Origin of the sequence: Streptomyces sp. T12, from assembly GCF_028736035.1 — a bacterium.
In the GTDB taxonomy this organism is placed as follows: Bacteria; Actinomycetota; Actinomycetes; order Streptomycetales; family Streptomycetaceae; genus Streptomyces.
Map to the genome: position 1 here is coordinate 4,706,871 of NZ_CP117866.1, position 13,603 is coordinate 4,720,473.

A 13,603-nucleotide genomic window follows, 5' to 3' on the forward strand; every position below is an offset into this window, starting at 1 on the left:
AGAGCATGGAGAGACTGTCAGCCCAACGCCTCCTCCAGCAGCGCCGCCCACTGCGCCACCACCCGTTCCCGACGCCCCGTGTCGTCGGTGAGGAGGTTCGCCAGTCCCAGGCCGCGGGCCATGTCCAGCAGGCCCTGGACCGTCTCCCGCACGCCCGGCCTGGACTCGTCGGCGCCCAGCAGGTCCACCGCGATCCGGTGGGTCTCGCGGCCCACGCGGGCCTCCAGTTCGGTGACCCTCGGCCGTAGCTGTTCCTCGTTGGACGCGGCCACCCACAGGTGCAGGGCCGCGCGGAACAGCGGGCCGGTGTAGAGGTCGACCAATGCCGACACCACCGCCCGGCGGTCGCCCGCCGCGCCCTCGGGGAACAGGGCCCGCAGTGCCGTCGAACGTTCCTCGGCGACGTACTCGACCGCGGCGGTGAAGAGGTCCTCGCGGGTCGGGAAGTGGTGCTGGGCGGCGCCGCGGGAGACTCCGGCGCGTTCGGCGACGACGGAGACCGTGGAGCCCGCCCAGCCGTGCTCGGCGAGGCAGGCCACGGCGGCTTCCAGGAGCCGCTGTCGGGTGGCGCGGCTGCGGTCCTGCTTGGGCACGCGGTCCGCGCGGTCCACGCGGTCGCCGACTGTGCTCACACCACCCATTCGGGATCCCGTCTTTCGAGGAAGGCCGTCATTCCCTCGCGGGCCTGCGCGGAGGAGAACAGCCGGGCCGAGAGCGCGGTCAGGTCGGCCGCGTCCCGGTCGAAGGTTTCCAGCACCTTAGTCGTGAGCAGCGCCTTCGTCTCGGCCAGGGCCTGGGGGGAGGCGCGGCGCAGGCCGTCCAGGACGGGGGCGAGGGTCTCGTCGACGTCCTCGCCCTCCGCCGTGAGCAGGCCCATGCGGGCGGCCTCGGGTGCGGTGAAGCGTTCGCCGGTGAGGTAGTAGCGGGCGAGGGCGCGGGGGTCGGTGCGGGGCAGGAGCGGGAGGGAGATCACCGCGGGGGCGACTCCGATGCGGACCTCTGTGAAGGCGAACGTGGCCTCCCGCGACGCCGCCGATATGTCGCAGGCCGCGAGCAGGCCCAGTCCGCCCGCGCGTACATGGCCGGTGACGCGGGCCACCACCGGTTTGGGCAGTTCCACGACCTGCCGGAGCAGCGCCACCAGTGCGTCCGGGGGCGGGGGGTCGCGCAGGTCGGCGCCCGCGCAGAACGTGTTGCCGGTGTGGGTGAGGACGATCGCGCGTACGTCGGCGTCCTTGGCGCAGTCCGTCAGCGCGTCGGTCAGCTCGCCCACCAGCGCCGCCGAGAGCGCGTTGCGGTTGTCCGGGGAGTCCAGGGTGAGGGTCTGCACGGCACGCGCGCGTGTACGGCCGATCAGTGTCATGTGGCCTCCCTCAGTGCCCGCAGTTCGCGGCGCAGGATCTTGCCGGAGGCGGCCCGCGGGACGCCGTCGATGAAGGTGACCTGGCGGACGCGCTTGTAGGGGGCGACGCGTTCGGCGACGTACATCATGACCTCTCCTTCGGAGAGGTCGGTGGCGGCCGGCTGGCGGACCACGTACGCGTGCGGGACTTCGTTGCCGTCGTCGTTGTAGACGCCGATCACGGCCGCGTCCGCGATGCCGGGGTGGGTGAGCAGGAGTGCCTCCAGTTCGGCGGGTGCCACCTGGAAGCCCTTGTACTTGATGAGTTCCTTGACGCGGTCGACGACGAACAGCCAGCCGTCGGCGTCGACATGGCCGACGTCGCCGGTGTGCAGCCAGCCGTCGGGGTCGATCATCGCGGCGGTGGCGTCGGGGCGGCCGAGGTAGCCCTTCATCACCTGGGGGCCGCGGATGAGGATCTCGCCGGACTCGCCGATGCCGAGGTCCTTGTCGGGGTCGTCGAGGGAGACGATGCGCATCTCGGTGCCGGCGATGAGCCTGCCGACGGTTCCGGCGGGCGCGTCGTGCATGGCGGCCAGGGGGACGACGTGGGTGCCGGGGGACAGTTCCGTCATGCCGTACGCCTGGCCGACCGGCGGCAGGCCAAGGCGCTGCGAGCAGGCGGTGGCGAGCTTCGCGTCCAGGGGGGCTGCGGCGCTGACGATGTACTTCAGGGACGACAGGTCGTACTGCGCGACCAGCGGGTGCTTGGCGAGGGCGAGGACGATCGGCGGGGCCACGTACAGGCCGGTGATGCGGTGGTTCTGGATCGCCGCGAGGAAGGTCTCCAGCTCGAAGCGGGGCAGGACGACGACCGTCGCGCCCAGCCTCAGGGGCGCGTTCATCAGGGCCGTCAGGCCGTAGATGTGGAAGAAGGGCAGCACGGCGAGGATGCGGTCGCCGGGGCCGGCCGGGATGACGGGTTCGAGCTGGGCGAGGTTGGTGGCGATCTGGCGGTGGGTGAGCATCACACCCTTGGGTATGCCGGTGGTGCCCGACGAGTACGGCAGGGCCGCGACGTCCGTCGCGGGGTCGATGCCGGTCTGCGGTTCGGGGGCCGCGGACGCCAGCATGTCGATGAGTGAGCGATGTCCTGGTGCGCTGTCGCAGACGAAGATCTCCCGGACCCCGCCCGCGAGTTCGGCGGCCCGGCGTGCCGCCTCCAGCAGCGGCGAGACGGTGACGATCCACCGGGCCGCCGAGTCCTTCAGCTGCTTGGCGAACTCCTCGGGCGTGGCGAGCGGATGCACGGTCGTGACGGAGGCGCCCGCGCGCGTGGCCGCGTAGAAGGCGGTCGGGAAGGCGACGGTGTTGGGGCTGTGCAGGGCGAGGATGTCTCCCTTGCGGACGCCCGCCTCGGCGAGGCCGGCGGCGATACGCCGGTGGAAGCGGTCGAGCTGTTCGTACGTGAGGGTGGTGCCGTCCGTGCCGTCGATGAGCGCGGGTGCGTCACCGAAGGCGGCGGCCCGGCCCAGTACGGCTTCGTGGATGGGGAGTTCTACGGCCGGGACGTCTGCGTACTCGCTGCGGAACACGGTTCCTCCTCGCGACACGGTGCCGGACGGGTGCCGGTCAGTACGACTTGGGCAGGCCCAGGGTCTGGTGGGAGACGTAGTTGAGAATCATCTCCCGGCTCACCGGAGCAATACGAGACACGCGCGCGGCGGTTATCAACGAGGCCAGTCCGAATTCGCGGGTGAGGCCGTTGCCGCCGAGGGTGTGCACGGCCTGGTCGACCGCCTTCACGCAGGCCTCCCCGGCCGCGTACTTCGCCATGTTGGCGGCCTCGCCTGCGCCCACGTCGTCTCCGGCGTCGTACAGGTGGGCGGCCTTCTGCATCATCAGGCGGGCCAGTTCGAGGTCGATGTGTGCCTGGGCAAGGGGGTGGGCGATGGCCTGGTGGGCGCCGATGGGGGCCTTCCAGACGGTGCGGTCGCGCGCGTACTCGACGGCACGCGCGAGGGCGTAGCGTCCCATGCCGATCGCGAAGGCGGCCGTCATGACGCGTTCGGGGTTGAGGCCGGCGAAGAGCTGGAGGAGGCCCGCGTCCTCGTCACCGACCAGGGCGTCTGCGGGCAGTCGTACGTCGTCGAGGGTCAGCTCGAACTGCTTCTCGGCGGCGTTGAGTTCCATGTCGATCTGGCGGCGCGTGAAGCCTTCGGCGTCGCGCGGGACGATGAACAGGCAGGGCTTGAGGTTGCCGGTGCGGGCGTCTTCGGTGCGGCCGACTATGAGGGTGGCGTCGGCTGTGTCGACGCCGGAGATGAAGACCTTGCGGCCGGTGAGCAGCCAGTCGCCGGTGTCCGGGTCGCGGCGGGCCGTGGTGGTGATGCGGTGGCTGTTGGAGCCGGCGTCGGGTTCGGTGATGCCGAAGGCCATGGTGCGGGTGCCGTCGGCGAGGCCGGGGAGCCAGTGCTGCTTCTGGGCGTCGGTGCCGAAGCGGGCGATCACTGTGCCGCAGATCGCCGGGGAGACGACCATCATGAGGAGGGGGCAGCCTGCCGCGCCGAGTTCTTCGAGGACGAGGGAGAGTTCTGCGATTCCGCCGCCTCCGCCTCCGTACTCCTCGGGGAGGTTGACGCCCAGGTAGCCGAGTTTCGCGGCCTCGGACCAGAGTTCCTCGGGGTGGCGGCCCTCGCTGACGATCCTGGTGATGTAGTCGCGTCCGTACCGCTTTCCGAGCTGGGCGACGGCGGCACGCAGGGCTTTGTGCTCGTCCGTTTCGATGATGGCGCTCACTGGTCCTCCTCCACGACGGCTAGCAGTGCGCCGACCTCCACCTGCCGGCCGGGCACGGCGTGCAAGGCGCTCAGCGTCCCTGAGACGGGCGCTGCGATCTTGTGCTGCATCTTCATCGCCTCCAGCCACAGCAGGGGCTCTCCGGCCCGTACGGCCGCCCCTACGGTCAGGCCGTCGGCGACGCGGACGACTGTCCCCGGCATGGGCGCGAGGAGGGACCCGGGGGTGTGCTGTGTGGCCGGGTCCGGGAAACGGGGCAGCGCGGTGAGGCGCGTGGCGTTGACGTGGATCTCGTCGCCGTACCTGGCGACGTCGAACTTCCTTCGTACGCCGTCCACTTCGAGTACGACCTCACGGGCGTCCGCGTGTACGACCCGGACCCCGTCGGCCTCAAGGCCCTCCCGCGTGTGCCGGTAAGGGACCTCGTGCTCCTGCCCTGCCATCGCGTAGCGCTTGGTCTGGGGCTGGGACGGCACGTTGCGCCAGCCGCCGAAGCGGGAGCGGCCGTGGGCGTCGGACAGGGCCGCGGCCAGGGGGGCGTGCGGGTCGGGGGTCGGCTCGGTCAGGTCGGTCAGGTGGCGGTCGTAGAAGCCCGTGTCCATGCGGGCGGTCGTGAACTCCTCGTGGCGCAGTGAGCGGACCAGGAGGTCGCGGTTGGTGAGCGGGCCGTGGATCGTCGCCTGTTCCAGGGCGCCGGCGAGCTTGCGGATCGCGCCCGCGCGCGTGGGGGCGTGGGCGACGAGCTTGGCGAGCATGGGGTCGTAGTGGACGCCGATCTCGTCGCCGTCGGTGAAGCCGGTGTCCAGCCGGACGTGCTCGGGCACGGCGAAACGGTGCAGGGTGCCGGTCTGCGGGGCCCAGTCGTGGGCCGGGTCCTCGGCGTAGAGGCGTGCCTCGACGGCGTGGCCACGCGCGCGTGGGGGCTCGGCTTCGAGGGCGTGGCCCTCGGCCACCTGGATCTGGAGGGCGACCAGGTCGATGCCGTGCACGGTTTCCGTCACGGGGTGTTCGACCTGGAGGCGGGTGTTCATCTCCAGGAAGTGGGGCTTGCCGTCGGCGACGAGGAACTCGACCGTGCCGGCACCCACGTAGTCCACAGCACGCGCGGCGCGTACGGACAGCGCGCGCAACTCCTCTGCGAGCTCCGCGGACAGTCCGGGCGCCGGGGCCTCCTCGATGACCTTCTGGTGGCGGCGCTGGAGGGAGCAGTCGCGGGTGCCGAGGGCCCAGACCGTGCCGTGTGTGTCGGCGAGGATCTGCACCTCGACGTGGCGGCCGTTCTCGACGTACGGCTCGACGAACACCTCACCGTCGCCGAAGGCGCTCGCGGCCTCGGTGCGCGCGCTCTCCAGGGCGGCGGTCAGCTCCTCCAGACGGCGCACGACACGCATTCCGCGCCCGCCGCCGCCCGCGGCCGCCTTCACCAGCACCGGCAGGTCGGCCTCGGTCACCTCGCCCAGGGGGGCCAGACCCATCATCTGTTTGGCCCGTGTCTTGGACGCCATCGCCTCGATCGCCTCCGGCGGCGGGCCGATCCAGACGAGCCCCGCGTCGAGGACGGCGCGCGCGAAGTCGGCGTTCTCGGAGAGGAAGCCGTAGCCGGGGTGCACGGCGTCCGCGCCGGAGGCCACGGCCGCCTTCACGATCAGGTCGCCGTCCAGGTACGTGGCGGAGGGCGCCGCCCCCGGCAGCCGTACCGCCGTGTCGGCCACGCGCGTGTGGAGGGCGTTCTCGTCGGCGTCCGAGTGCACGGCGACCGTCCGGATTCCCCACTCACGGCAGGTGCGGAAGATTCGGCAGGCGATCTCGCCCCGGTTCGCCACCAGAACAGAAGTAATCATTGCCTCACATCCGGAAGACGCCGAAGCCACCGCGCGCGCCCTCGTAGGGCGCGGTGTGGATGGCGGACAGACACATACCGAGGACGGTTCGGGTGTCGCGCGGATCTATGACGCCGTCGTCGTACAGCCGCCCCGACAGAAACATCGGCAGCGACTCCGACTCGATCTGCCGCTCCACCATGGCGCGCAGCGCGGCGTCCCCCTCCTCGTCGTACGGCTGTCCCTTGGCGGCCGCCGACTGCCGGGCCACGATCGAGAGCACGCCGGCGAGCTGCTGGGGGCCCATGACGGCCGACTTGGCGCTGGGCCAGGCGAAGAGGAAGCGGGGGTCGTAGGCGCGGCCGCACATGCCGTAGTGGCCGGCGCCGTAGGACGCCCCCATGAGGACGGAGAGGTGCGGCACGCGGCTGTTGCTGACCGCGTTGATCATCATGGCGCCGTGCTTGATGATGCCGCCCTGCTCGTACTGGCTGCCCACCATGTAGCCGGTGGTGTTGTGCAGGAACAGCAGCGGGATGTCGCGCTGGTTGGCGAGCTGGATGAACTGGGCGGCCTTCTGCGACTCCTCGCTGAACAGGACCCCTTGGGCGTTCGCCAGCACGCCGATCGGATAGCCATGGAGGGCCGCCCAGCCGGTGGTCAGGCTCGTTCCGTACATCGGCTTGAACTCGTCGAAGTCCGAGGCGTCGACGATGCGGGCGATGACCTCGCGCGGGTCGAAGGGGGTCTTGAGGTCGCCGGGGACGATGCCGAGGAGTTCGTCGGCGGAGTACTTGGGGGGTTCGGCGGGGCCCGGATCGCCGTACGCCTTGCGGTGGTTGAGGCGGGCGACCACCCGGCGTGCCTGCCGCAACGCGTCCGGCTCGTCGACCGCGAAGTAGTCGGCGAGACCCGACACGCGCGCGTGCATCTCCGCGCCGCCCAGCGACTCGTCGTCGCTCTCCTCGCCGGTCGCCATCTTCACCAGGGGCGGACCGCCGAGGAACACCTTGGCGCGCTCCTTGACCATGATCACGTGGTCGGACATGCCGGGGACGTACGCGCCGCCTGCGGTCGAGTTGCCGAAGACGACCGCGACGGTGGGGATCCCGGCCGCCGACAGCCGTGTCAGGTCCCGGAAGATGGCGCCTCCGGGGATGAAGATCTCCTTCTGGGACGGCAGGTCGGCGCCGCCCGACTCGACGAGGTTGATGACGGGCAGCCGGTTGGCGAGGGCGATGTCGTTCGCGCGCAGGGCCTTCTTCAGCGACCAGGGATTGCTCGCTCCCCCGCGCACGGTCGGGTCGTTGGCGGTGATCAGGCACTCCACGCCCTCGACGACCCCGATGCCGGTGACGAGGGACGCGCCGACCGTGTAGTCGCTGCCCCAGGCGGCCAGCGGCGACAGTTCCAGGAAGGGCGTGTCGGGGTCGAGGAGCAGCTCGATGCGCTCGCGCGCGAGGAGCTTGCCACGCTTGCGATGCCGTTCGACGTACTTCTCCCCGCCGCCCGCGAGGGCCTTGGCGTGCTCGGTGTCGAGGTCGGCGAGCTTGGCGAGCATGGTCTCGCGGTGGGCCGCGTAGTCGGGGCTCTTCGGGTCCAGGGAAGAGGCGAGGACGGTCACAGGAGGACCTCCGGGATGTCGAGGTGGCGGCTGCGCAGCCATTCGCCGAGGGCCTTGGCCTGTGGGTCGAAGCGGTGCTGGGCGGCGACGCCCTCGCCGAGGATCCCCTCGACGACGAAGTTCAGGGCGCGGAGGTGGGGAAGCGAGTGCCGGGTGACCTTCAGCTGACCGGCTTCCGGGATCAGCTTCTGGAATCTCTCGGCCGTCAGCTCATGCGCGAGCCAACGCCAGGCGTCGTCCGTCCGCACCCACACGCCGACGTTGGCGTTCCCGCCCTTGTCCCCGCTGCGGGCGCCGGCGACGAGGCCGAGGGGGACGCGCTTCGTGGGCGCGGGGGGCAGCGGTTGCGGTAGGGGTGGCTCCGGTACGGGTGCCTCCGGTACGAGGGTGTCGTGTACGGGGGTGTCGTGGGCCGGTGGCACAGTAACCCGGCGTCCGTCGTGGAGGACGGCCACATGGTCGACGGCACCATGGGGGACGTACACATCCTCGAAGACCCCATAGGGCGAGCCCTTTCCGGGTGGCGCCAGCACATGGAAGCCGGGGTAACTGGCGAGCGCCAGCTCCACGGCGGCCCCGCTCAGCGCCCGCCCGACGACCGCTTGGTCCGCGTCGCGTACGACGAGCCGCAGCAGCGCACTCGCCATCTCCTCGGTCGGGGCGTCGGGCCGGTCGGTGCGGACGATGTCCCAACGGGCCTCGGCGGGCGGCGACTTGGCGAACGCGTCCGTCATCTGCTCGCGTACGAGGGCGGCCTTGGCCTCGATGTCGAGGCCGGTGAGCACGAAGGCGACCTCGTTGCGGAAGCCGCCGAAGCGGTTGACGCCGACCTTCAGGGTCGGGGGCGGCGCCTCGCCCCGTACGCCCTCGATGCGGACGCGATCCGGCCCGTCCTGCGTCAGCCGTACGGTGTCGAGGCGGGCGGTGACGTCCGGCCCCGGGTACCGGGCACCCGCCGTCTCGTACAACAGCTGGGCCGTCACCGTGCCGACGTCGACGAAGCCGCCCGTGCCCGGGTGCTTGGTGATGACGCAGGTGCCGTCGTCGTGGAGCTCGGCGAGCGGGAAGCCGGGGCGGCGGAGCTTCCCGGGGTCGTGGCCCCTCTCGTGGAAGAAGGCGTAGTTGCCGCCGGTCGCCTGCGCCCCGCACTCCAGCACATGCCCGGCGACGACCGCGCCCGCGAGCCGGTCGTACTCCCCCGGCCCCCACCCGAAGTGGGCGGCGGCGGGCCCCGTGACCAGGGCGGCGTCCGTCACCCGCCCGGTGACCACGATGTCCGCGCCCTCCCGCAGGCAGGCGGCGATGCCGAAGCCGCCGAGGTAGGCGTGGGCGGCGAGGCTGCCCGGGGTGGCGGCCGTGAGATCGTCGCCCTCGACATGGGCGACCTGGACGGGGACGCTCAGACGATCGGCCAACTGCCGTACGGCGTTTGCCAGTCCGGCCGGATTGAGGCCGCCCGCGTTGGTGACGATCCTGACGCCCCGCTCGTGCGCGAGCCCGAGGCACTCCTCCAGCTGCCGCAGGAAGGTGCGGGCGTATCCGGCGCCGGGGTCCTTCAGCCGGTCCCGGCCGAGGATCAGCATGGTCAGCTCGGCGAGGTAGTCGCCGGTGAGGACGTCCAGTTCACCGCCGGTGAGCATCTCGCGCATGGCGTCGACGCGGTCGCCGTAGAAGCCGGAGGCGTTGCCGATCCGCAGCGGAAGGTGCGGCGGGCGGGGCGTCGGCGTCACTGTGCGATCCCCTTCGGCGCGCGGCCCTTGCCGGGCGGGCCCGCGAAGACCTGGGCGATGTCGAACCAGCGGTCGGCGTCGGCGCCCTCGGCACGCAGGGCGAGGTCGGAGCGGTGGGCCCGCTGGGTGACCAGGAGGCAGAAGTCGAGGGCGGGGCCGGTCACGCGCTGGGGGGCGTCTTCGGGACCGTAGGCCCACAACTCGCCGGACGGCGACACGAGTTCGACGCGGAAGTCGTCGAGCGGCGCGGGGAGTCCGTGCACGCCGAAGGCGAAGTCCCGGGTCCGTACCCCGATCCACACCACATGCCTCAGCCGGTCGGTAGGTGTGCGCACCACACCCAGTGCGTCGGCGATGTCCAGACCGTGGGCCCAGGTCTCCATAAGTCGGGCCGTGGCCATGGAGGCGGCCGACATGGGTGGGCCGTACCAGGGGAAGCGGACGCCCTGGGGTGCCGCACGCAAGGCCGTATCGAGGGCGACGCGCCCTTCCCGCCACCGGGCCAGTAGCTCGGCGGGCGGGAGACCGGCCCCCTCCTCGGCACCCTCGTCGACGAACGAACCGGGTGTGACCAGCGCCTTCTCCACCAGTGCGTGGAACGCGTCCACGTCGGTCACCGCCAGCAGCGCCGAGCGGTCCGTCCAGGCGAGGTGCGCGATCTGGTGGGCGACGCTCCAGCCGGGCGCGGGCGTCGCGAGCGCCCACCGATCGGGGCTCAACTCGGCCACGAGCCGGTCGAGTTCCTCGCTCTCCTCGCGCAGATCGTCGAACACGGGCGTCGGATCGGACACGGTGCGCTCCCCTCTGGCACGGCGTGGTGAGGAGCATGGCAGCGCGGAGAAAAACAAGCAAGCATGCTTGCATTAATTGGGAGGTGTTCCCGAAGGGAAGGGTGTGGGTGCGGGTGCGGCGTGCGATCAATACACTCGGCCGCCGCGCCTGTTGCATCGGCAACGCATCGCTCACACGCCGGGGGAAACACAGGGATGAGCAACTGGAACCCGGGCGGGCAGCCACCCTACGACCCACACCGGCAGCAGCAGTTTCCGCCGCATCCCGGACCGTACCCACCCCAGCCCACTCCGCCGGCCGGGGGTCAGCCGCCCAACGTCCCGCACCCTTACGCGCCGCACCCCCATCCGCCCTACCCGCCGTATCCGGTTCTGCCGACGCCCGCACCACCGGGGCCCTTCACGCGGCTACGGCAGAAGATCGGCCCCATCCACACCGCGCGCAGGGTCTTCAAGCCGTCCAGGCCGGGCATCATCGAGGACCCCGTGGTGACCCAGATGCAGAAGATCCGCACCTTGGTGGGTCTGGGTGCGGTGGTGTGGGTGTCGGTCACCTACAAGATCGCCAACTCCGTGAGTGACGTCGCCAGGGACCGCCTCAACCAGTCCTGGATCAGCGTCCTGGTGTTGTGCGTGACCTTCCCGGTCGTCGTGGGTGTCCTGCTCGCCCTGGCCGCGCCTTCGGCCCGCCGGGAGTTGCTGCGCAGGGCCGCCAGGTGCTTCGGCGCGATGGTGGCCATCGTGGCCGCGATGTTCGTTTTCCCGTTGACCGTGCTCACCGACTTCGGCTTCGGCAGCAGCCGTTTCACCACCAACCAGGTGATGACCGCCGTCACCTACACCGCCAACGTGCTCATCATCGTGTGGGTGCTGCCCTTCGTCATCTGGGGCATCGGCCTGGCCCTCGTCCACGTGTTCCGCACCGCCGACATCCACCAGACCATGCCGCCGCTCCTGGCCATGACTGTTGTGTGGGAGATGGCGCTGATCGACATGTTCACGGGCGCCCACGCCGGCCTGCCGGGGCCGGTCCGGGCCGTGTTCATCCTCGGCGCCCCCCTCTCCGTGACTGCGGTGGGCTTGTGGGAACTGCGCCGACTGCGCCTTCACTACGGCCTCGCCGTCCGCGGCCTGCTCATGCGGTAGGCCGGGACGGGCGGACGGCGTCGCCGTCGGCGTTCGTGGCCGGGCGGGCCCTCAGCCCTGCGCCCTCTTCACCTTGCCCCGCCCCACCTTCCCACGCCCCACCTGCGTCCGTACCGCCCCCATGCTGGCGGCGATGACCAGGGCGATGGCGGCGGCCTGCGTGGTGGAGAGGGCCTGGTCGAGGACCAGGAAGCCCGCCGCCGCGGCGACCGCCGGCTCCAGGCTCATCAGGACGGCGAAGGTCGCTGCGGGCAGGCGGCGCAGGGCGAGGAGTTCGAGGGTGTAGGGGAGGACCGAGGAGAGGATGGCCACGGCCGCGCCCAGTCCGAGGGTCACGGGGTCGGTGAGCTTCATGCCCGATTCGGCGATGCCCAAGGGGAGGAAGAGTACGGCGCCCACCGCCATCGCGAGCGCCAGCCCGTCGGCCTGTGGGAAGCGTCGGCCCGTGCGAGCGCTGAAGATTATGTAGGCAGCCCACATGGCGCCGGCCCCCAGGGCAAAGGCGACACCTATGGGGTCGAGGCTGCCGAAGCCTCCGCCGCCGAGGAGGAAGACGCCGGCCAGGGCGAGTCCGGCCCAAAGGACGTTGATCGCACGACGCGAGGACAGGACGGAGAGGGCGAGCGGGCCGAGCACCTCCAGAGTGACCGCGGGGCCCAGCGGGATACGGGCGACCGACTGGTAGAAGAGGCCGTTCATCGCGGCCATGGTGATACCGAAGACGATCACCGTGCCCCAGTCGGTGCGGGAGTGGCCGCGCAGGCGAGGCCGGCAGACCAGCAGCAGGACGACCGCCGCCACCAGCAGCCGCAGGGCCACCACCCCGAGCGCACCGGCCCGCGGCATCAGGCTCACCGCCAGGGCACCGCCGAACTGCACCGAGATCCCTCCGGCGAGCACCAGACCCACCGGGCCGAGGGAGCCCCAGCGGCGAGGGGCGCCGACCATCGGCTCGGGGGTGGCCCGAGCGCGGGACGGTGCGGGCGTGGTGGCGGTGGCGGTGGCGTCAGGGGTGCTCACGGGCGTTCCAGGGCTCGACTCGGGGATTCATTTTGTTCATCGTGCTGTACTGCCTAGTCCAGAGTATTGGACATCGTCAGGTGTGTGAACCCATTACGCCGCTGTCTCAGAGTGTGGTCGAGTGTCGAGTGAATTCCGAACGGAGGTCGGGGGGGGGCGAGCTACCGCCGCGCCATGTACAGGTCCAGCGCCTTGTGCAGCAGCCGGTTGAGCGGGAAGTCCCACTCCCCCAGGTACTCGACGGCCTCACCGCCCGCGCCCACCTTGAACCGCAGCAGGCCCAGCAGATGGTTGGACTCCTCCAGGGTGTCGGTGATGCCGCGGAAGTCGTAGACGGCGGCGCCGAGTTCGTGGGCGTCGGTCATCATGCGCCACTGCATGGCGTTGTTCGGCTGGACCTCTCGCCTGCGGCTGGTGGAGGCGCCGTAGGAGTACCAGACGTGGTCGCCGACGGTCAGCATGGTGGCGGCGGCGAGGGTGTCGCCGTCGTGGTGGGCGAGGTAGAGCCGCATGCGGTCGGGGTGTTCGGCGGTGAGCGCGGTCCACATCCGCTGGAAGTAGGGCAGGGGGCGCGGGATGAAACGGTCGCGCTCGGCGGTCTCGGCGTAGAGCTCGTAGAAGGCGGGCAGGTCCTCGTAGCCGCCCCGCACGACCTTCACGCCCGCCTTCTCGGCCTTCTTGATGTTGCGCCGCCACTGCTGGTTGAGGCCGCCGTGGATGTCGTCCAACGAGCGCCCGGCGAACGGCACTTGGCAGACGTACCGCGGCTGCCCGGCGGCGAAGGCCTCTTCGCCGCCCGGTTCCGTCTGCTGCCAGCCCGCGCGCCGCAGCCGGCCGGCGATTTCGAGGGCGCCCGGCTCGTGCGACGTGGCCTCCACCTCCCGCAGCCGCCGTGCCGCGGGATCGGCGATCGCCGCCTTCACCGCCTCGGGGCTCCAGCGGCGAGCGACGACCGGCGGACCCATCTTCACCGAGAAGGCGCCCTGACGCTTGAGGTGGGCGAGCATCGGTGCGAGCCAGCGCTCGCAGAGGTCCGGCGCGTCCCAGTCGATCAGCGGGCCCTCGGGCAGATAGGCGAGGTACCGCTTCAGCTTCGGCAGCGGCCGGTACAGCACAAGCCCCGCCCCGACCAGCCGCCCGCCGCCGTGTTCCTCCCGCCCGCCGCCCTGCTCCCCGTCGAACCACCCGAGGCTCTCCGCCCGCCAGTCGGGCTTCACCTCACCCCAGGACGGCACCTGCATGTGGCTGGCGGAAGACCGGCCCGATACGAACGCCAGGTGCTCGTCGCGGGTGATGGGCTGGATGCGGAGGGGCATGTTCAGGGCTCCTTA

At 71.3% G+C, this 13,603-nt stretch carries 11 protein-coding genes; 1 reads left to right on the plus strand and 10 read right to left on the minus strand.

All coding sequences use genetic code 11. The features are described from left to right. Positions 1-17 precede the first annotated feature (17 nt). Genes PBV52_RS20910 through PBV52_RS20945 form a run of 8 tightly spaced genes read right to left on the minus strand, consistent with a single transcriptional unit; the run spans position 18 to position 10,106 of the window. Entirely contained in the window at positions 18-641 is a 624-nt protein-coding gene (locus PBV52_RS20910) for a TetR/AcrR family transcriptional regulator (protein WP_274240103.1), read from the minus strand. Further along, on the minus strand, positions 629-1,363 hold the full coding sequence (locus PBV52_RS20915; protein ID WP_274240104.1) for an enoyl-CoA hydratase family protein: 735 nt from the start codon (positions 1,361-1,363) through the stop codon (positions 629-631). The genes PBV52_RS20910 and PBV52_RS20915 overlap by 13 nt, the downstream gene beginning before the upstream one ends. Further along, complete coding sequence (locus PBV52_RS20920) at positions 1,360-2,937, minus strand: 4-coumarate--CoA ligase family protein (protein ID WP_274240107.1); 1,578 nt, start codon at positions 2,935-2,937, stop codon at positions 1,360-1,362. Before PBV52_RS20920 ends, PBV52_RS20915 begins: the two co-directional genes overlap by 4 nt. 37 nt (positions 2,938-2,974) lie before the next feature. Further along, on the minus strand, positions 2,975-4,141 hold the full coding sequence (locus tag PBV52_RS20925; RefSeq protein WP_274240109.1) for an acyl-CoA dehydrogenase family protein: 1,167 nt from the start codon (positions 4,139-4,141) through the stop codon (positions 2,975-2,977). Continuing rightward, positions 4,138-5,982: a biotin carboxylase N-terminal domain-containing protein gene (locus PBV52_RS20930; RefSeq protein ID WP_274240111.1), complete on the minus strand. Its 1,845-nt coding sequence runs from the start codon at positions 5,980-5,982 to the stop codon at positions 4,138-4,140. Before PBV52_RS20930 ends, PBV52_RS20925 begins: the two co-directional genes overlap by 4 nt. Positions 5,983-5,986: 4 nt before the next feature. Continuing rightward, positions 5,987-7,585: an acyl-CoA carboxylase subunit beta gene (locus PBV52_RS20935; protein ID WP_274240113.1), complete on the minus strand. Its 1,599-nt coding sequence runs from the start codon at positions 7,583-7,585 to the stop codon at positions 5,987-5,989. Next, positions 7,582-9,315: an acyclic terpene utilization AtuA family protein gene (locus PBV52_RS20940; protein WP_274240114.1), complete on the minus strand. Its 1,734-nt coding sequence runs from the start codon at positions 9,313-9,315 to the stop codon at positions 7,582-7,584. The genes PBV52_RS20935 and PBV52_RS20940 overlap by 4 nt, the downstream gene beginning before the upstream one ends. Next, the gene (locus PBV52_RS20945) at positions 9,312-10,106 is read right to left on the minus strand and encodes a TIGR03084 family metal-binding protein (protein ID WP_274240115.1); all 795 of its coding nucleotides are present in this window, start codon (positions 10,104-10,106) and stop codon (positions 9,312-9,314) included. The genes PBV52_RS20940 and PBV52_RS20945 overlap by 4 nt, the downstream gene beginning before the upstream one ends. A gap of 195 nt (positions 10,107-10,301) precedes the next feature. Between PBV52_RS20945 and PBV52_RS20950 the strand changes: the two genes are divergently transcribed. Further along, on the plus strand, positions 10,302-11,252 hold the full coding sequence (locus tag PBV52_RS20950; protein ID WP_274240118.1) for a hypothetical protein: 951 nt from the start codon (positions 10,302-10,304) through the stop codon (positions 11,250-11,252). A gap of 51 nt (positions 11,253-11,303) precedes the next feature. Here PBV52_RS20950 and PBV52_RS20955 read toward each other — a convergent pair whose 3' ends face one another. Next, positions 11,304-12,272 (minus strand): DMT family transporter, encoded by a 969-nt coding sequence (locus PBV52_RS20955; protein ID WP_274240120.1) that lies wholly within the window; start codon positions 12,270-12,272, stop codon positions 11,304-11,306. 161 nt (positions 12,273-12,433) lie between these two features. Continuing rightward, the gene (locus tag PBV52_RS20960; protein ID WP_274240121.1) at positions 12,434-13,588 is read right to left on the minus strand and encodes a peptidoglycan bridge formation glycyltransferase FemA/FemB family protein; all 1,155 of its coding nucleotides are present in this window, start codon (positions 13,586-13,588) and stop codon (positions 12,434-12,436) included. Between the last annotated feature and the right edge of the window lie 15 nt (positions 13,589-13,603).